This is a genomic window from Sphingomonas fuzhouensis, from assembly GCF_034659795.1.
Classification (GTDB): domain Bacteria; phylum Pseudomonadota; class Alphaproteobacteria; order Sphingomonadales; family Sphingomonadaceae; genus Sphingomonas; species Sphingomonas fuzhouensis.
On the sequence record NZ_JAXSQY010000004.1, the window covers coordinates 129,280 to 146,044 of the forward strand.

A 16,765-nucleotide genomic window follows, 5' to 3' on the forward strand; every position below is an offset into this window, starting at 1 on the left:
ACCAACTGAGGCATAAGGCGTTATCGTCGCGACGACCACAGGAGACCCGCATGACCGCTACCAAGACCATCGCCGCAGCGAACGGCGAGGCCTCGTTCAACGCCTATTATGCCGAACCGGAGGGTCAGCCGACCGCCGCGATCATCGTCATCCAGGAAATCTTCGGCGTGAATGCGGGCATCCGCCGCAAATGCGACACGCTGGCCGAGGCAGGCTATCTGGCCGTCGCCCCCGATCTTTTCCACAAGATCGCCCCCGGAATCGAGCTGGACCCCGACGTGCCCAACGAGATGCAACAGGCGCTCGATCTGATGGGCCAGTTCGACCAGGACGGCGGCATTCGCGATATCGAGGCGACGATCCAGGCGATCCGCGCCGAGCATGGCGCGGACTTCAAGGTCGGCGTCGTTGGTTACTGCCTGGGCGGACGGCTGGCCTTCATGACCGCGGCGCGGACCGATGTGGATGCCAGTGTCGGCTATTATGGCGTCGGCATCGACGGTCTGCTCGGCGAGAAGCACGCCATCGCCAAGCCGGTGCTGCTCCACATTCCGGAGGAGGATCATTTCGTCGACAAGGCCGCGCAGCAGCGGATGCACGAAGGCCTGGACGACCATCCCAAGGTCACGCTGTACGATTATGCCGGAGAGGATCACGGCTTCGCGACCGAATTCGGTCAACGCCGGTCTGAGGAGTCGGCCAAGCTGGCAGACGAACGCACCATGGCATTTTTTGCGGAGCATCTCCGCTAAGTAGAACCTACCCTCACCCTTCCCACCCGTCTTTGGCGGGCGGGCCCCTTCCCTCTCCCCATGGGAGAGGGAGGGAGGCGCGAAGCGCCGGAAGGGTGAGGGCAGCCTTGGTTACACCGCCTTGGCCAGTGCCTCGGCGATCAGCTTGCGATTGTTATCCACGCCATAGAGCGCGATAAAGCTGCCCATGCGCGGCCCTTGCGCCGATCCCAGCAGCGTTTCGTACAGCGCCTTGAACCAGTCGCGCAGCGACGGGAAGGCGTCGGTCTTGCCGATCTCATAAACGATGTTCTGGATGTCCTCGGCCGTCGCCCCCGCCGGTAGCGCGGCAAGTTGTGCATCGAGCTGGCGCAAGGCTTCGGCCTCATGCGGCTCGGGCGCACGCCGCTGGAGCGTTGGCGCAACGAAATCGCGGGCATAGGCCAGCGCATGGTCGATCAGCCGGTCGAGTTCGGGGTATTTCTCGGCCGAGGCTTCCGGCACATAGTTGGCGAGATAGCCCCAGACCTGCTCCTTGGTCGCCTCGCCCATCACGCCGACCAGGTTGAGCAACAGCCCGAACGTCACCGGCAGCTCGCCTTCGGGCAGCTTGCCGTCATGGATATGGTGCACCGGATTGCCCAGCTGCTCCTTGAGCGACTGGTTGGGATAGTTCGCGCGGAACTGCCAATATTCATCCACCGCACGCGGGATGACGCCCATGTGCAGCTGCTTGGCTTTCTTCGGCTCGCGATAGGCGAAAAAGGCCAGGCTCTCCTCCGGCCCATAGGTCAGCCACTGGTCGAGGCTTAGGCCATTGCCCTTGGACTTGGAGATTTTCTCGCCATGCTCGTCGAGGAACATCTCATAGTTAAAGCCTTCAGGCGGACGGCCGCCCAGCACGCGCGCGATCTTGGACGACTGGGTGACCGAGTCGATCAGGTCCTTGCCCGCCATCTCATAATCCACGCCCAGCGCGACCCAGCGCATCGCCCAGTCGACCTTCCATTGCAGCTTGGACAGGCCGCCCAGCGCCGACTGGACGATCCGCTCGCCCTCGTCCTCGAACGCGATCAGACCGGCTTCGGCGTCGATCACCTCGACCGGCACCTGCAGGACGATGCCCGACTTGGGGCTGATCGGCAGGACCGGCGAATAGGTCGCGCGACGCTCGGCGCGCAGGGTGGGGAGCATCACATCCTGGATGCCCTGGAAATGCTTGAGCACCAGCCGCAACGCATCGTCGAAGCGACCCGAAGTGTAATACTCCGTCGACGAGGCGAACTCATAGTCGAAGCCATAGCGGTCGAGAAACTGACGCAGCAGCGCATTATTGTGCGCGGCAAAGCTGTCGAACTTCTCGAACGGGTCGGGCACCTGGGTCAGCGGCTTGCCCAGATGCGCGCGCAGCATATCCTGGTTCGGCACATTGTCCGGCACCTTGCGCAGGCCGTCCATATCGTCCGAAAAGGCGATCAACCGGGTCTTCTGATCCGACAGCGCGTGGAAGGCATTGCGGACCATGGTGGTGCGCAGCACTTCGTTGAACGTGCCGATATGCGGCAGGCCCGACGGACCATAGCCCGTCTCGAACAGGATCGGCGCACCGCCCGGCTTGCCATCAGGATAGCGTTTGAGGAGCTTGCGAGCCTCCTCATAGGGCCAGGCCTTGGACTCGAGAGCGGTGGAGCGGAGTTCGTCTGTCATGGATTTGCCTCTGGCAAGACGAGGCGCGATGCACAAATGCATTTTACACGATCCACGGATTATCCCCGAGTCATCCGCCTTTTTCTCGCATATTATCCACAGACTTATCCACAACGCTATATGTTCCACGTGGAACAGCTTAGGCGTATCCCAGGCGAGGCGATTAAAACCGCCAAGCCCCGTTGCCATCCTGTTCCCGCTCCCCGATATCCTGGCTTGTGACCGCGCTTCCCCACCCCGCCCTGCATGCCAGCCATAGCGGCGTGTGGATTTCCACCGGTGGACAGACCCGCGCGGTGTCGCGGGGTGAGGCGATCGGGCTGGCATCGGAAACGCCGGTCATCCTGCTCAATGCGCCGCTGATCGGCCAGCGGCTGGGCTATGCCGAATTGTCGGGGCTCGACATCCTCGAGCTCTTCGCCTTCCTTCGCCCGGCCCGGTTCGCGGTCCCGACACCGCATGGCCTGGCGCGGGCCTGCGGCCTGACGCCGCCCGAAAATGACGCAGAGGTTGCGGCCTTCCTCCTCCAAGCCACGGAGAGTTTGCTCGCCACGCCCGATGGTGCCTGGCCCGAGCGTGAGGGGGCTTGGACCGCCGCACAAAGCCTGGCCCGGCTTCGCTGGCCCTGGGCACCGCTGATCGGGCCGCGCCTCACCCGGCCCGAGCGGAACGAGCGCTGGTTGTTCAGCGCGCTGCCCGAATGGGAGGAGGACGCCCCCCGCCCCGCCCCGCGCACCATCGACCTGCCGCCCGCCGATGCCGAGGATCGCCTGCGCCACCTGACCGGCGAGGGGGCGGAGGAACGCCCCGGCCAGCGCGCCTATGCCGCCGCCGTCACCGCCGCCTTCGCGCCGCGTGCGGTGCGCGACACGCCGAACATGGTGTTGGCGGAAGCGGGTACGGGCATCGGCAAGACGCTCGGCTATCTCGCCCCCGCCAGCCTCTGGGCGGAGCGCGCGGGCGGGGCGGTGTGGATATCCACCTATACCAAGGCGCTGCAACGCCAGTTGAGCGGTGAGACCGCGCGTATCTTCCCCGACCCCGTGCTGCGCAAGGAACGCGTCGTCACCCGCAAGGGGCGCGAGAATTATCTATGCCTGCTCAATCTGGAGGATGCGCTGCAAGGCGGGTTCGCGGGACGCGCGGCGGTGCTGGCGCAACTGGTCGCGCGCTGGGCGGCCTATAGCAGCGACGGCGATATGGTCGGTGGCGACCTGCCCGGCTGGCTGACAACGCTCTTTCGCCGCAACGGTTCGGCCGCGCTGACCGATCGGCGTGGCGAGTGCGTCTATGCGGGTTGCCCGCATTATCGGAAATGCTTCATCGAGCGGGCGGCGCGCGCCTCGGTGCAGGCCGATATCGTCATCGCCAATCACGCACTGGTCATGGTCAACGCCGCACGCGGGCGGGAGACGCAGACGCGACCGACACGGTACGTCTTCGACGAGGGGCATCACCTGTTCGACGCGGCGGACTCGATGTTCGCCACTGCGCTGACCGGATCGGAGACGATCGAGTTGCGCCGCTGGATTCTCGGTCCCGAGGCCGGGTCGCGCGGACGCCGCCGGGGGCTGGCTGCGCGGCTGTCCGATGTCGCCAGCTATGACGAGGGCGGCAACCGCGCGATCGGCGATGCGGTGCAGGCCGCGCACGCCTTGGCGAGCGAAGGCTGGCTGGGTCGATTGGCGGAAGGCCAGCCCTTCGGCCCGATCGAGACGTTGTTGGCGGCGGTGCGCGGTCTGGCCTTTGCGCGTGCCGAGCAGACCGGCGATGCAGGCTATGGCCTGGAGACCGAACTCGCCGATCCCTCCCCCGCACTGATCGAGGCCGCCGGTCCCGCCGCCCATGCGCTCGACGCGCTGCTGCGACCGCTGGTGACACTGGGTCAGCGGCTGGAGGCGGTGTTGCAGGAAGCGCCCGACTGGCTCGACGGTCAGGCGCGCGCGCGGGTGGAGGGGGCGATCGCCTCGCTCAACTGGCGGGCAGAGACGGTGGCGGCGTGGCTGTCGCTGCTCGCCCGGATCGGCGGGCCGGTCGATCCCGATTTTGTCGACTGGCTGGCGGTCGACCGGGTCGAGGGACGCGAATATGACATTGGCTTGCATCGCCACTGGCTCGACCCGACCCGCCCCTTTGCCGAGATCGTGCTGAAGCCTGCCCATGGTGCCATCGTCACCTCGGCCACCTTGCGTGCCGGGGGCGACTGGGACGTCGCCGAGGCGCGGACCGGCGCGCCGCATCTGACGCGCGGCCCCGCCCATTTCGTGGCGGAAAGCCCGTTCGATTATCCGGAGCGCGCCGAGGTGCTGATCGTCACCGATGTGAAGCGCGGCGATATCCCCCAGCTCGCCAATGCCTATGCGCGTCTGATCGCGGCGGCCAAGGGCGGGACGCTGGGGCTGTTCACCGCGATCCGGCGGTTGCGCGGCGTGCATGGCCGGATCGCCGACCGGCTGGCGCGCGATGGACTGGCGCTGCACGCCCAGCATGTCGATCCGATCGATACGGGGACGCTGGTGGATATCTTCCGCGACGATCCGTCCGCCTCGCTGCTCGGCACCGATGCGCTTCGCGACGGGGTGGACGTGCCCGGCTCCTCGCTACGGCTGGTCGTGATGGAGGGTGTGCCCTGGCCCAAGCCGACCGTGCTGCACGCCGCGCGCAAGCTGGCGGGGGGCGGCAGTGCCTATGACGACCGGATCGTGCGCGCGCGGCTGGCGCAGGCGTTTGGGCGGCTGATCCGACGCGCCGACGATCGCGGCGCGTTCGTCCTGCTGTCCGCCGCCATGCCGTCGCGGCTGCTCGACGCCTTTCCGACGGGTGTCTCGATTTCGCGCGTCACGCTGGACGAAGCGGTCGCGCGGGTCGCGGGGCGGCTTTCCTCCGACGCGCCGATAGGGCATGGCAATGGCGAAACCCTGCCAGCCGCCGCGACGGAGAATCCGATCCGATGAAGACGCTGACGCTGCTTCGCCATGCCAAGTCGAGCTGGGACGATCCGGTCGCCCGTGATTTCGATCGTCCGCTCAATGCCAAGGGGCGGCGCGCGGCGGTGATGATCGGGCGGCAGCTGAAGGCGCTGAACCTGGAATTCGACCATATCCTCGCCTCGCCCGCCGTCCGTGTGATCGAGACGCTGGACGAGGTGTGGAGCGGTTATGGCCGCACGCTGGAGCCGGTCTGGGACCGAACGCTCTACCTTGCCTCCGCCGCCAGCCTGCTCGATCTGGTGCAGGCCCTGCCCGACGCGGCGGACCATGTGCTGATGGTCGGGCATAATCCGGGGCTGGAGGATCTGGTCCTCGATCTGACGCTGGACGGCGAATTGCGCGAGCGGGTGGAGGATAAATATCCGACCGCGACGGTGGCGCAGATGACCTTGCCGATCGATCGCTGGGCCGAGGCGCGGGCGCATAGCGCGACGCTGGTGGCCTTCATCCGGCCCCGCGACCTGGACCCGACGCTGGGGCCGGATACGCCCTGACTATCCCTTCCCGGACAAAAATCGGGACGCCATGCTCACTTCTTCCCTTCGAGCATGGCCTTCAGCCCCGACAGCGCACCGAACGGCCCGGCTTCATCCTCGCTGATGACGCCCGCTTCCTTCAGCGTCGCGGCCGCATCGGGGCTGCGTGGGAAGGGATCGAGCGACAGCGCCATGGTTTCGGCCGCCGCTTCGCCCAGATCGATCGTGCCGCCTTCGATCTCGATCGTGTCGAGCGAATCCTCGGACAGCTCGATCTCCTCGTCCGCGCCGTGGCCCGACGGTTCGACGAAGCGCAGTGCCACCGGCTCGTCGACCTTGGCGGGCACCGGGTCGCCCGTCACCGAACAGGGCTGCACCACCGCGCCGCGCACCGAGCCGGTGACGAGGATGCCCGCCGCATCGCGCCGCACGACCAGATCGGCGGACAGCCTATCCACCGACAACAGCCCGAACCGCCCGGCCAAAGCGCGGCGTTCGTCGGGCGTGGTGTCGATCGACACCGGCTTTTCACGCTCGCCGATCGTATCGATCTTTTCGGGGCGGCTCCATTCGGGGTTCACGGCAATTCTCCAAGGGTGAGGCGAGCGAGCGAAACGGCCGCCAGTTGCTCATGTAGGGTGCGAAGCGCCTTCCGAACATGGGCAACCGCCTGTGGATCGGCAGGCGCCTCGCCCCGATAGAGGTTGCGGACCAGAGCGGCATCCATCACCGCCCCCTCCCCCGCCAGCCCTTCGCGATAGGCGGTCAGGCGGCCACCCAGCATCGCCATCATCCGGCCGATATGCTTGCCGACCACGATGTCGCCGATGCCGAGTTCGCGCAGTTGCCCATCCATGTCGGTGACGAAACGCTCGGTCAGCCGCGCCGCCATCGCCGCCCCCTCGGGCTCGGCCTCCAGGCGGAGCAGGACCAATGACAGGACGGCGGCGATCATGTCGAACCGGCCATCGACCGTATCGGGCACCGCGCCGTCCAGATACCAGTGCGGTTCGCGCGCGCGCAGCACCACGGCGTTGTACAACGGCAACGCCGCATCGCCGTCACGCCCGAAATACCGCGCGATTGTCCGCTTGAGCCAGCCTGAGGCCACCCGCCCCTCCCTTTGTGTGCACGATCATCACCGCGCCATGCTTGTGCGCGCCCTTCCCTTGGCATATCGAGGGGGCGACGGTCGAGCGGATCGATCGCCAGTGCTGACCCCGCGTAGTGCGGCCGACCACCCGGCCCGGAGATGATGATGAGCGTTTCTTCCACCCGGCTCGCCGCCCTCGGGCTCGGCCTGGTTCTGGCCGTGGGCGCCTGTACGCCGCTGCGGTCGCATCAGGGCTATGTGGTCGACACCGATCTCGTCAACTCGATCCAGCCGGGCGTCGACAATCGCCAGTCGGTGCTCCAGACGCTGGGTACGCCGACGATCACCAGCCAGTTCGGTGGCGGCGACTGGTATTATGTCGCGCGCGACAGCCGCAACCTGGGCTATACCCTGCCCCATCCGGTGTCGCAGATCACGCTGCAGATCAGCTTCGACAAGGCGGGCAACGTCACGACGATCCGCCGCGCGGGCATCGATCAGGTCGCCGACATCTCGCCCTATGGCAAGACCACGCCGACCCTGGGTCGCGAGCGCGGCTTCTTCCAGGATCTGTTCGGCAATATCGGCGCCGTGGGTGCGCCGGGTGCCGGTGGCGGTCAGGGCGGCGGCATGGGCGGCGGTCGCACCCGGCCGTAAAGGCCGGGCCTATTCCCCAAGACTGTTACGGGCGCCTGGCGCCCACCCCGTTTGGCCGCGTCGCGTGTTAAGCAACGACGCGGCCGTGCCGTGCTTGGACCGGCACGATCCCGAAAGGGGGTGGGATCGGGCCTGCTAACGCCCCAAAACGAAAATGGGTTCGCAAGCGGGCCTATTTCCCGCCAACGAACCCACGAAACCGTAGCGTCGGCGGAGCCCAAGCCCCGCCGAGCCCCTTACTGATTCATCGAGTCGAAGAAATCCTCGTTGGTCTTCGAGTTCTTCATCTTGTCGAGCAGGAACTCCATCGAGTCGATCGTGCCCATCTGCATCAGGATGCGACGCAGCACCCACATCTTGGACAGCTTGTCCTTCTCGACCAACAGCTCTTCCTTGCGGGTGCCCGACTTGCCGACATCCATCGCCGGGAAGATGCGCTTGTCCGCCACCTTGCGGTCGAGGACGATTTCCGAGTTGCCGGTGCCCTTGAACTCTTCGAAGATCACTTCGTCCATGCGGCTGCCCGTGTCGATCAGCGCGGTGGCGATGATCGAGAGCGAGCCGCCCTCCTCGATATTGCGCGCCGCGCCGAAGAAGCGCTTCGGCCGCTGGAGCGCGTTGGCGTCGACGCCGCCGGTCAGCACCTTGCCCGAGGACGGGACCACGGTGTTGTAGGCGCGGCCCAGACGGGTGATCGAGTCGAGCAGGATGACGACATCCTTCTTGTGCTCGACCAGGCGCTTGGCCTTTTCGATTACCATCTCGGCGACCTGGACGTGGCGCTGCGCCGGTTCGTCGAAGGTCGAGGACACGACCTCGCCGCGCACCGAGCGCTGCATGTCGGTCACTTCTTCCGGACGCTCGTCGATCAGCAGGACGATCAGGAAGACTTCGGGGTGGTTGTCGGTGATCGCCTTGGCGATGTTCTGTAGCATCACCGTCTTACCCACGCGCGGGGGCGCGACGATCAGCGTGCGCTGGCCCTTGCCCTGTGGGGAAACGATGTCGATCACACGCGCCGACTTGTCCTTCTGAGTCGGGTCGGCGGGGTCGAGGATCAGCTTCTGCTCGGGGTAGAGCGGCGTCAGATTGTCGAAATTGACGCGGTGACGCACCGCCTCCGGGTCGTCGAAATTGACGCTGGTCAGCTTGGTCAGCGCGAAATAGCGCTCGCCATCCTTGGGCGCGCGGATTTCGCCTTCCACCGTATCGCCGGTGCGCAGGCCATGCTTGCGGACCTGGTTGGGCGAGACATAGATGTCGTCGGGCCCCGCCAGATAATTCGCTTCCGGCGAACGCAAGAAGCCGAAGCCGTCGGGCAGCACCTCGATCGTGCCCAGCCCCATGATCTGGTCGCCCTTCTCCGCCTGCTCCTTCAGGATGGCGAACAGCAGGTCCTGCTTGCGCAGCGTCGACGCGCTCTCGACCCCCAATTCCTCGGCCAGCTGCACAAGGTCGGCGGGGGTTTTCTTCTTGAGGTCTTTCAGATGCATGATCGGTCCGGATGGTCGGAGGGCGTCGGTCGGCGATGATCGCGGCGAAACGAGGCTGTCGATAAGGAAGCGTACCCGACGCGAGGACCGCGCCGTACAGTATGGCGAGTTAGGATTCGGAGGCGCCCAAGTCAATGGGGAAAGCCCATCGCTGCTTGAGTCTCACGCCCCTCCCGCTTGCGGGAGGGGAGCAAGATGGTTCAGAACGGCTTGATGACCACCAGCACGACGATGATCGTCGCCGCCAGCGCGGGCACCTCGTTGATCATGCGCAGCTGCTTGCCGCTGAGCTTCATCTGCCCGCACGCCAGCCGCTTCGAATAGCCGACCATCCAGCCATGATAGCCCGAGAGCAGCAGCACGAAGGCGAGCTTGGCATGCAACCAGCCCAGCCCCGGCACGCCCGAGAACAGCCCCAGCGACGCCGCCAGCAGCAAGCCCAACACCCATACCGCGATCATCGCCGGGGTCAGGATGATCGAACGCAGCTTGTTTTCCCGCTCGACCCAGCGTGCCGCATCGGTCGCGTCGCCGGCGACCAGGGCCTCCTGATGATAGACCAGATAGCGCGGCATCATGAACAGCCCCGCCATCCAGAAGATCACGAAGATGATATGCGCGGCCTTCACCCATTCATAGGCGGGGCCCAATAGTCCGATCATAGGCGGTTCCTCACACGGGCGATCAGCCGCTCGACATGTGCGATCGGCGTGTCGGGCAATATGCCATGGCCCAGATTGAAGATATGTGGCCGGTCGGTGAAGGCCGCCAGGATGCGATCCACCGCCCCGTCCAGCGCCTCGCCCCCGGCGATCAGCGCCAGCGGATCGAGATTGCCCTGCACCGGCAAATCCTTCGGCAGATAGGTGTCGGCCCAGACCGGATCGACCGTCTCGTCCAGCCCGATCGCATCCACCCCGGTTTCACGCGCATAAGCGGGCAGCTTGCCCCCTGCCCCCTTGGGGAAGCCGATCACCGGCACCCCCGGACAGCGCTGGCGGAAACCAGCCACGATCGCCGCATTGGGCGCGATCACCCAGCGTTCGAACTGCGCCGGGGACAGCGAGCCCGCCCAGCTGTCGAACAGCTGCACCGCCTCCACCCCATGGGCGACCTGCCCCGCCAGATAGTCGATGGTCATCGCCGCGATCGCATCGATGATCGCGCCGAAGCCTGTCGGATCGGCATAGGCGAAACGCCGCGTCTCGCCCTGATCCTTCGACCCGGCACCTGCCACCATATAGGTCGCCACCGTCCAGGGAGAGCCCGCAAAGCCCAGAAAGCTGGTCTGTGGCGGCAATTGCGCCGCCACCCGCGCCACGGTGGCGTAAACCGGGTCGAGACGCTCAGGGACGCTCTGAAGCGACGACAGCGCATGATCGACCAGCGCGGGGGCCAGACGCGGTCCCTCCCCCGCCCCGAAGCTGAGATCCTGGCCCAGCGCCCAGGGGACCATCAGGATGTCGGAAAACAGGATCGCCCCGTCAAAGCCGAACCGGCGGATCGGCTGCACCGTCACCTCGGCCGCGGCCTGCGGATCGGTGGCGAGCGCCAGGAAGCCGCCCTTCTCCGCCCGCAATTCGCGATACTCGGGCAGATAGCGTCCGGCCTGGCGCATGAGCCACATGGGCGGTGTCGCTTGCCGCTCACCCTTCAACACGGCGAGCAGGGTTTTTCGAATCGGAACGTCGGTCAGAAGACCCCCCTTCTTCTATTAAAGAAGATTCTAAGATTGGATTGTTGAAGTGGTTGGCACGTTGGTTGTCGGGATTATTCGGCTCTCCCCGATATGCCAACACGTTGACTCGATGGGAGTCGCCGATTCAACGGGATTCGGATTCATCGCCCCCATAACCCACAGGCTGTGGAAAAGAATCCGGCCTGTGGGATTCGATGTGAACGAATCATCGCTTATCCACCGCCGCCGACCGGCTTGGCCGCGTTGCCGAGTTACGCTACCGATTCTCGTCATGTTATCCACAGAGTCATTCCCGTGCCGATGACGACACGGCTCCACCTGCACCTTCTGTCCGATTCCACCGGCGAGACGCTGGAGAACATCGCGAAGGCGGCGCTGGCCCAATATGACGATGTGGAGACTGTCCGGCATTTCTGGCCGATGGTCCGCACCGAAAGCCATCTGGAACGCATCCTTCAGGAGATCGCGCAGAATCCGGGGCTGGTGATCTTCACCCTGGTCAATCCGGTGACCCGGCGGGTGCTGGAAAGCCGGTGCCATGCGCTGGGGCTGCCCACCGTCGCGCCGCTCGATCCGGTCAATGCCGCGCTGTCGGGGCTGTTGGGCGTGCAGGCCAAGATGCGGCCGGGTCGCCAGCACGTCCTGGACGCGGCCTATTTCGCGCGGGTCGATGCGATTCAGTTCACCATCGCGCATGACGACGGCATCGCCTGGGAAGAATGGGAGGAGGCCGATATCGTGCTGGCGGGGGTCAGCCGCTCGTCCAAGACGCCGACCTCGATCTATCTCGCCAATCGCGGGTACAAGACCGCCAACATCCCGATCGTGGTCGAAAGCCCCCCGCCCCCGTTCCTGTTCAGCTTGAAAAAGCCGCTGGTCGTGGGGCTGACCACCAGTGCCGACCGGCTGATCGCGATCCGGCGCAACCGGCTGCTCTCGCTCAACCAGGCACCCGACACCGATTATGTCGAGCAGGAGGCGGTCAACCGCGAACTGACCTTTGCCCGGCGGATGTTCGCCGACAATGACTGGCCAGTGATCGACGTTACCCGCCGCTCGATCGAGGAGACGGCGGCCGCGATCATCTCCCTCGTCAATCAACGAAAGTCCGACGCATGATCATCCTCGCCTCGCAAAGCGCCTCGCGCCGGGCGATGCTCGACGCCGCCGGGGTTGCCTATGAAGCCCTGCCCGCCCGCGTCGACGAAGCGGGCGTCAAGGCGGCGATGGCGGGCGCGTCCCCGCGCGACCTGTCCGATGCGCTGGCCGAGATGAAGGCGGTGAAGGTGTCCGCCAATGCCGGACCGGTCCCGGTGCTGGGGTCGGATTCGATCGTGGCGCTCGCCGACGGCACTTTGCTCGACAAGCCGGAGAGCCGTGACGAGGCGGCCGAGCATCTGACCCGGATGAGCGGCGGCAGCCACGAATTGTGGAGCGCGGCCGTCATCGCCGAACATGGCCGCCCGGTCTGGCGGCATGTCGAGCGGGCGAAACTCCATGTCCGGCCGCTCTCGCCGGCGTTCATTGATTCCTATCTCGATCAGGAATGGCCCGCCATCGCGGGCTGTGTCGGCTGTTTCCGGATCGAGGGGCCGGGCGTGCAGCTCTTTTCGCGGATCGAGGGAAGCCATTTCACGATTCTCGGCATGCCGTTGCTGCCGGTGCTGGGCTATTTGCGCGAGCGCGGCTGGATGGCGGCCTGATGACCAGGCCCTATGCGGAGGTGATCGGCGACCCGATCGGCCATAGCAAATCGCCACTGATCCACGGTTTCTGGCTGAAGGCGCTGGGGATCGAGGCGGACTATTACGCCACCCTTGTTCTGCCGGAATCGCTGCCGGGCTATTTCGCCGCGCGAAAGACCGACCCGAACTGGCGCGGGTGCAACATCACCGTGCCGCACAAGATCGCCGCGCTCGATCATGTCGAGGATCGCGAGGGTGTGCGGGCCGCGATCGGGGCGACCAACACCGCCTTTCGCGATGCGGATGGCGCGCTGGTCGGCACCAACACCGATGCGGCGGGCTTTGCCGCGCCGCTCAAGCCCTTCGATCTGGCGGGCAAGCCGGTGACGGTGATCGGGGCAGGGGGCGCGGGGCGCGCGGTGCTGTATGCGCTGGCGGGGATCGGTGTCGGCCCGGTGACGCTGTTCAACCGCGATGTGGAAAAAGGGGCGGCTTTGCTGTCCGCTTTCGGGCTGGAGGGGCAGGCCCTGTCGATCGGTGAAGCGGTGCCGCCCAGTGCTTTGGTGGTCAATGCGACCAGCCTGGGCATGACCGGCCAGCCGCCGCTCGACCTGGATCTGTCGGCCTTGCCGCAGGACGCGGTCGTCTATGACATCGTCTATGCGCCACTCGAAACCGGCCTGCTGGCGGCGGCGCGGGCGCGGGGGCTGGTCACGATCGACGGGCTGGAGATGCTGATCGGCCAGGCGGCCGTCGCGTTCGAGCGGTTTTTCGGCGCCGCCCCGCCGCGCGACCGCGACGCCGAACTGCGCGCTATCCTGCTGCGATGATCGTGCCGATATGATCGTCTTGGGGCTGACCGGTTCGATCGGCATGGGCAAGTCGACCGTCGCGCAGATGTTTCGCGACGAGGGCGTGCCGGTGTTCGATGCCGATGCCTGTGTGCATAGGCTGCAAGGACCGGGCGGACCGCTGGTGGCCGCGATCGAATTGGCCTTTCCCGGTACGACCGGGCCGGAGGGGGTGAATCGCGCCGCGCTGGGCCAGGCAGTGCTGGGCGATGACGCCGCGATGCGCCGACTGGAGGCGATCGTCCACCCCGCGGTCCAGGCCGAACGGGCGGCCTTTCTGACGGCTCACGGCGATTCTCCCCTGGTCGTGATCGACGTGCCGCTCCTGTTCGAAACAGGTGGGGATCAGGCTGTGGATAAGGTGTTGGTCGTATCGGCAGAACCGGCAGTGCAGGAGGGGCGGGTGTTGGCAAGGCCGGGTATGACAAAAGCGAAATTCGACGCGATTCTAAGCCGTCAGTTGCCTGATACGGACAAGCGTGCGCGCGCCGATCACGTCATCGCAACCGACATTCCGCTGGCCGAAACCCGCGAAAATGTGCGGGCGTTGATCGCTTGCATCACCGCATCCGAAGGCCGATAGTCGGTTCATGAGAGAGATCGTTTTCGACACCGAAACGACCGGGTTCAAATTTTCGGAAGGCGACCGGCTGGTGGAAATCGGCTGTGTCGAACTGGTCAACCGGGTCGAGACGGGACGCACCTATCACGCCTATTTCAACCCGGAACGATCGATGCCTGCCGAGGCGCAGGCGGTCCATGGACTGTCCGACGCGTTCTTGAAGGACAAGCCGGTCTTTGCCGAGGGCGTGGCCGAGTTTCTGGATTTTATCGGTGACGCGCCGCTGATCGCGCATAACGCCACCTTCGACTTCGGCTTCATCAATGGCGAGCTGGGGGCGCTGGGCTTCCCGCATGTCTGTGAAAAGACGCGGATGGTCGACACGCTGGCCATCGCGCGCAGCAAGCATCCCGGCGCCAAGCACACGCTCGACGCGCTCTGTTCGCGCTATGGCATCGACCGCTCGCACCGCGTGCTGCACGGCGCATTGCTCGATGCGCAGCTGCTGGCGCAGGTCTATGTCGAGCTGATGGGCGGGCGGCAGATCGGCCTGGGTCTGCTCGCCGACACGGCTGTCGAGACGGGGCCGACGATCGTCGCCCGCGCTCCCGCCAAAGTGCGCCCGCCACGTATATTCCGTCCCAGCGACGCGGAACTTGCCGCGCATGCCGCGTTTCTAAAGGGGATCACTGATCCGATTTGGGGGGCCGGGGCGTCCGGTTGACGCTAGGGGATAGGCCAAAAGGACCGTCCCAGTCGTGTAAGTCAAGGAGAAGACGATGGATATCCGGATTTCTGGTCATCAGGTCGAAACGGGCGACGCGCTGCGGACCCATGTGACGGACCGGCTTCAGGGTATCGCCGAGAAATATTTCGCCCGCGCCATCTCGTCCGAGGTGACCTTCGGCAAGGGGCCGCATGACGTCGGCTTCAAATGCGATATCGTGATGCACGTCACCCGTGGCCTGGTGCTGAAGGGCCGCCACGATGCGCAGGATGCGCATCTCGCCTTTGACGGGGCCGCGACCAAGATCGAAAAACAGCTCCGCCGCTATTCGCGCCGCCTGAAGGACCGCAATGCGGGCCAGGCGATCGAACTGGCCGAGGCGGGGGCCTATGATGCGGGCTATACCCTGTTTGCCGAACAGGTGGACGAGGACGAGGCGGGCGATGCACCCCTGATCATCGCCGAAACGCGTGTCGATATTCCCGATGCCAGCGTGTCTGATGCCGTGATGATGCTCGATCTGCGCAATACTGCGGCCTTGTTGTTCAAGAATTCGGGTACGGGTTCGTATAACATGGTCTATCGTCGGGGTGACGGAACCATCGGCTGGGTCGAACCGCAACGCGGCACTGCGGCCGGATAAGCTCTATCGTTCTTCCGCGTGGCCCGCTAATAGGCGGGCCGCGCGGGGGCGCACCGGACGAGACCATGAACGATTTCAGCGATCTGTTGCGCCATGACACGGTGCTGGCGGGTGTTACCGCCGCCAATAAGAAGACCCTGTTCCAGGCCTTGGCCGGAGCGGCGGCGGGGCCTGCGGGTCAGGATGCCAAGCTGCTGACCGATGTCCTGCTCGAACGCGAAAAGCTGGGATCGACCGGGTTCGGCGGCGGCGTCGCCATTCCGCATGGCAAGGTCGCCGGGCTTACCCAGATCGTCGGCGTCTTTGCCCGGCTGGCCCAGCCGGTCGATTTCCAGGCGGTCGACGACATGCCGGTCGACCTTGTCTTTGCCATGTTCTCGCCCGCCGATGCGGGGTCGGCGCACCTGAAGGCGCTGGCGCGTGTCTCGCGGCGGCTGCGCGACAAGGGGTTCGTCGCCAAGCTGCGCGGGGCGGGGTCGCCCGATGCGATCTGGGCGCTGCTGACCCAGGATGAGGCGCGTGACGCCGCGGCCTGAGGGCGAGGCCGCGCATTTCCGGGCGCTCGAGACGCTCTATGCCGAGGCCCCGATCAACCAGTTGTTCGATTCCACGCTGGAAATCCCCGAACCCGGCGTGGCCCGCATCCGCTTCCTCGTCGATCAGCGCCATTATCACGCGGCTGGTGCGGCGCACGGCACGAGCTATTTCAAGATGCTCGACGACGCGGCCTTTTATGCGTGCAACAGCCTGGTCACCGACCGTTTCCTGCTGACCACGCAGTTCAACCTGCTGCTGACCCGCCCGATCAAGGCGGGGGAGGTCATGGCGGAGGGACGCTGGGTCAGCGGGCGGCGGCGGGTGTTCGTGGCGGATGCGCGGTTGATCGATGCGCAGGGTGAGGAGGTGGCGCGCGGCACCGGCACCTTCATGCGCTCGCAGATCGCGCTGGCGGGCCTGCCCGGCTATCGGACCGTCTGACCGCGATGGACGGCCGCCTGCCGAGCGGAATGCTGGTCACGGCGCTGCTGCGTCGGATGAACGACAGCGGCGGCATAGGTATGGTGCTGGCCAAGGGCGATCCACAGGGCGGTGGCATCCTGGTGATCGTGATCGATGCCGACCGGCGCGAACGGGTGCTGGAGCGTGGTCTAGGCCCCGATGGTCGGACCGCGCTGATCGACTCGACGCCTGCAAACGATATTTTAAGCTATTGGCAGCGTCGGCGCGCCCGCGATCCCGACCTGTGGGTGATCGAACTGAACGGCGCTGCGGCGGAACGGTTCACCGCTGAAACGATCCTGCAACATTGACGAACCCGGCCGGATCGGCCACGAGCGAGCCATCGTAATTTCGCGTTGTGCTTATCGGGTGCGATCCGGTGGGTTACGCAGTCGGGGGGAAGCCCGGACGAGCGCCTTTGGGCAATGCTCGGGTCCGTGATCCAACCGCAT

At 65.8% G+C, this 16,765-nt stretch carries 19 protein-coding genes; 13 read left to right on the forward strand and 6 right to left on the reverse strand.

The window, feature by feature from the left end; genetic code table 11:
• Window positions 1-50 precede the first annotated feature (50 nt).
• The gene (locus U1H82_RS10600; RefSeq protein WP_322964891.1) at window positions 51-752 is read left to right on the forward strand and encodes a dienelactone hydrolase family protein; all 702 of its coding nucleotides are present in this window, start codon (window positions 51-53) and stop codon (window positions 750-752) included.
• A 111-nt stretch (window positions 753-863) separates the two neighbouring features.
• Here the strand turns inward: U1H82_RS10600 and U1H82_RS10605 are convergent, their stop codons facing one another.
• The gene (locus tag U1H82_RS10605; protein ID WP_322964892.1) at window positions 864-2,438 is read right to left on the reverse strand and encodes a lysine--tRNA ligase; all 1,575 of its coding nucleotides are present in this window, start codon (window positions 2,436-2,438) and stop codon (window positions 864-866) included.
• Window positions 2,439-2,656: 218 nt separating this feature from the next.
• On the opposite strand from U1H82_RS10605, the gene U1H82_RS10610 reads away from it, so the two are divergent.
• Window positions 2,657-5,392 (forward strand): ATP-dependent DNA helicase, encoded by a 2,736-nt coding sequence (locus tag U1H82_RS10610; RefSeq protein ID WP_322964893.1) that lies wholly within the window; start codon window positions 2,657-2,659, stop codon window positions 5,390-5,392.
• The gene (locus U1H82_RS10615; RefSeq protein WP_322964894.1) at window positions 5,389-5,922 is read left to right on the forward strand and encodes a SixA phosphatase family protein; all 534 of its coding nucleotides are present in this window, start codon (window positions 5,389-5,391) and stop codon (window positions 5,920-5,922) included. The genes U1H82_RS10610 and U1H82_RS10615 overlap by 4 nt, the downstream gene beginning before the upstream one ends.
• 35 nt (window positions 5,923-5,957) lie before the next feature.
• On the opposite strand, the gene U1H82_RS10620 is transcribed toward U1H82_RS10615, so the two are convergent.
• Complete coding sequence (locus tag U1H82_RS10620) at window positions 5,958-6,485, reverse strand: YceD family protein (protein WP_322964895.1); 528 nt, start codon at window positions 6,483-6,485, stop codon at window positions 5,958-5,960.
• The gene (locus U1H82_RS10625; RefSeq protein WP_322964896.1) at window positions 6,482-7,015 is read right to left on the reverse strand and encodes a ubiquinol-cytochrome C chaperone family protein; all 534 of its coding nucleotides are present in this window, start codon (window positions 7,013-7,015) and stop codon (window positions 6,482-6,484) included. Before U1H82_RS10625 ends, U1H82_RS10620 begins: the two co-directional genes overlap by 4 nt.
• 147 nt (window positions 7,016-7,162) lie before the next feature.
• Between U1H82_RS10625 and U1H82_RS10630 the strand changes: the two genes are divergently transcribed.
• Window positions 7,163-7,654 carry an outer membrane protein assembly factor BamE gene (locus U1H82_RS10630; protein WP_375339515.1) on the forward strand — a complete coding sequence of 164 codons (492 nt, stop codon included), beginning with the start codon at window positions 7,163-7,165 and terminating at the stop codon, window positions 7,652-7,654.
• Between the two features lie 236 nt (window positions 7,655-7,890).
• On the opposite strand, the gene rho is transcribed toward U1H82_RS10630, so the two are convergent.
• The 3 genes from rho to hemE all read right to left on the reverse strand — a co-directional run bounded on the left by rho (window position 7,891) and on the right by hemE (window position 10,828).
• The gene (gene rho / locus U1H82_RS10635) at window positions 7,891-9,147 is read right to left on the reverse strand and encodes a transcription termination factor Rho (protein ID WP_042486922.1); all 1,257 of its coding nucleotides are present in this window, start codon (window positions 9,145-9,147) and stop codon (window positions 7,891-7,893) included.
• Between the two features lie 200 nt (window positions 9,148-9,347).
• Complete coding sequence (locus U1H82_RS10640; RefSeq protein ID WP_322964898.1) at window positions 9,348-9,809, reverse strand: CopD family protein; 462 nt, start codon at window positions 9,807-9,809, stop codon at window positions 9,348-9,350.
• Complete coding sequence (hemE, locus tag U1H82_RS10645; RefSeq protein ID WP_322965077.1) at window positions 9,806-10,828, reverse strand: uroporphyrinogen decarboxylase; 1,023 nt, start codon at window positions 10,826-10,828, stop codon at window positions 9,806-9,808. Before hemE ends, U1H82_RS10640 begins: the two co-directional genes overlap by 4 nt.
• Window positions 10,829-11,146: 318 nt before the next feature.
• Between hemE and U1H82_RS10650 the strand changes: the two genes are divergently transcribed.
• The 9 genes from U1H82_RS10650 to U1H82_RS10690 all read left to right on the forward strand — a co-directional run bounded on the left by U1H82_RS10650 (window position 11,147) and on the right by U1H82_RS10690 (window position 16,624).
• Window positions 11,147-11,965: a pyruvate, water dikinase regulatory protein gene (locus U1H82_RS10650; RefSeq protein ID WP_322965078.1), complete on the forward strand. Its 819-nt coding sequence runs from the start codon at window positions 11,147-11,149 to the stop codon at window positions 11,963-11,965.
• Complete coding sequence (locus tag U1H82_RS10655; protein ID WP_322964899.1) at window positions 11,962-12,549, forward strand: Maf family protein; 588 nt, start codon at window positions 11,962-11,964, stop codon at window positions 12,547-12,549. Before U1H82_RS10650 ends, U1H82_RS10655 begins: the two co-directional genes overlap by 4 nt.
• Window positions 12,549-13,361, forward strand: coding sequence for a shikimate dehydrogenase (gene aroE / locus U1H82_RS10660; RefSeq protein ID WP_322964900.1), 813 nt, complete (start codon window positions 12,549-12,551; stop codon window positions 13,359-13,361). The genes U1H82_RS10655 and aroE overlap by 1 nt, the downstream gene beginning before the upstream one ends.
• Before the next feature lie 10 nt (window positions 13,362-13,371).
• A complete protein-coding gene (gene coaE / locus U1H82_RS10665) occupies window positions 13,372-13,965 on the forward strand; it encodes a dephospho-CoA kinase (RefSeq protein ID WP_322964901.1) in 594 nt (197 codons plus the stop codon).
• A 7-nt stretch (window positions 13,966-13,972) separates the two neighbouring features.
• Window positions 13,973-14,668, forward strand: coding sequence for a DNA polymerase III subunit epsilon (gene dnaQ / locus U1H82_RS10670; RefSeq protein WP_322964902.1), 696 nt, complete (start codon window positions 13,973-13,975; stop codon window positions 14,666-14,668).
• A gap of 55 nt (window positions 14,669-14,723) precedes the next feature.
• A complete protein-coding gene (gene hpf, locus U1H82_RS10675) occupies window positions 14,724-15,314 on the forward strand; it encodes a ribosome hibernation-promoting factor, HPF/YfiA family (RefSeq protein ID WP_322964903.1) in 591 nt (196 codons plus the stop codon).
• 65 nt (window positions 15,315-15,379) lie between these two features.
• Window positions 15,380-15,850 carry a PTS sugar transporter subunit IIA gene (locus U1H82_RS10680; protein ID WP_322964904.1) on the forward strand — a complete coding sequence of 157 codons (471 nt, stop codon included), beginning with the start codon at window positions 15,380-15,382 and terminating at the stop codon, window positions 15,848-15,850.
• The gene (locus tag U1H82_RS10685; RefSeq protein ID WP_375339516.1) at window positions 15,834-16,292 is read left to right on the forward strand and encodes a PaaI family thioesterase; all 459 of its coding nucleotides are present in this window, start codon (window positions 15,834-15,836) and stop codon (window positions 16,290-16,292) included. Before U1H82_RS10680 ends, U1H82_RS10685 begins: the two co-directional genes overlap by 17 nt.
• A gap of 5 nt (window positions 16,293-16,297) precedes the next feature.
• Window positions 16,298-16,624 carry a DUF1491 family protein gene (locus tag U1H82_RS10690; RefSeq protein ID WP_322964906.1) on the forward strand — a complete coding sequence of 109 codons (327 nt, stop codon included), beginning with the start codon at window positions 16,298-16,300 and terminating at the stop codon, window positions 16,622-16,624.
• Window positions 16,625-16,765 lie beyond the last annotated feature (141 nt).

What these genes read in the sequence shown, in the direction of transcription:
- U1H82_RS10650 (WP_322965078.1), top strand. Translation starts at nt 11,147, where the DNA reads ATGACGACACGGCTCCACCTGCACCTTCTGTCCGATTCCACCGGCGAG.
- dnaQ (WP_322964902.1), top strand. Translation starts at nt 13,973, where the DNA reads ATGAGAGAGATCGTTTTCGACACCGAAACGACCGGGTTCAAATTTTCG.
- rho (WP_042486922.1), bottom strand. Translation starts at nt 9,147, where the DNA reads ATGCATCTGAAAGACCTCAAGAAGAAAACCCCCGCCGACCTTGTGCAG.
- U1H82_RS10640 (WP_322964898.1), bottom strand. Translation starts at nt 9,809, where the DNA reads ATGATCGGACTATTGGGCCCCGCCTATGAATGGGTGAAGGCCGCGCAT.
- hpf (WP_322964903.1), top strand. Translation starts at nt 14,724, where the DNA reads ATGGATATCCGGATTTCTGGTCATCAGGTCGAAACGGGCGACGCGCTG.
- U1H82_RS10680 (WP_322964904.1), top strand. Translation starts at nt 15,380, where the DNA reads ATGAACGATTTCAGCGATCTGTTGCGCCATGACACGGTGCTGGCGGGT.
- U1H82_RS10630 (WP_375339515.1), top strand. Translation starts at nt 7,163, where the DNA reads ATGAGCGTTTCTTCCACCCGGCTCGCCGCCCTCGGGCTCGGCCTGGTT.
- aroE (WP_322964900.1), top strand. Translation starts at nt 12,549, where the DNA reads ATGACCAGGCCCTATGCGGAGGTGATCGGCGACCCGATCGGCCATAGC.
- U1H82_RS10600 (WP_322964891.1), top strand. Translation starts at nt 51, where the DNA reads ATGACCGCTACCAAGACCATCGCCGCAGCGAACGGCGAGGCCTCGTTC.
- U1H82_RS10655 (WP_322964899.1), top strand. Translation starts at nt 11,962, where the DNA reads ATGATCATCCTCGCCTCGCAAAGCGCCTCGCGCCGGGCGATGCTCGAC.
- coaE (WP_322964901.1), top strand. Translation starts at nt 13,372, where the DNA reads ATGATCGTCTTGGGGCTGACCGGTTCGATCGGCATGGGCAAGTCGACC.
- U1H82_RS10690 (WP_322964906.1), top strand. Translation starts at nt 16,298, where the DNA reads ATGGACGGCCGCCTGCCGAGCGGAATGCTGGTCACGGCGCTGCTGCGT.
- U1H82_RS10605 (WP_322964892.1), bottom strand. Translation starts at nt 2,438, where the DNA reads ATGACAGACGAACTCCGCTCCACCGCTCTCGAGTCCAAGGCCTGGCCC.
- U1H82_RS10615 (WP_322964894.1), top strand. Translation starts at nt 5,389, where the DNA reads ATGAAGACGCTGACGCTGCTTCGCCATGCCAAGTCGAGCTGGGACGAT.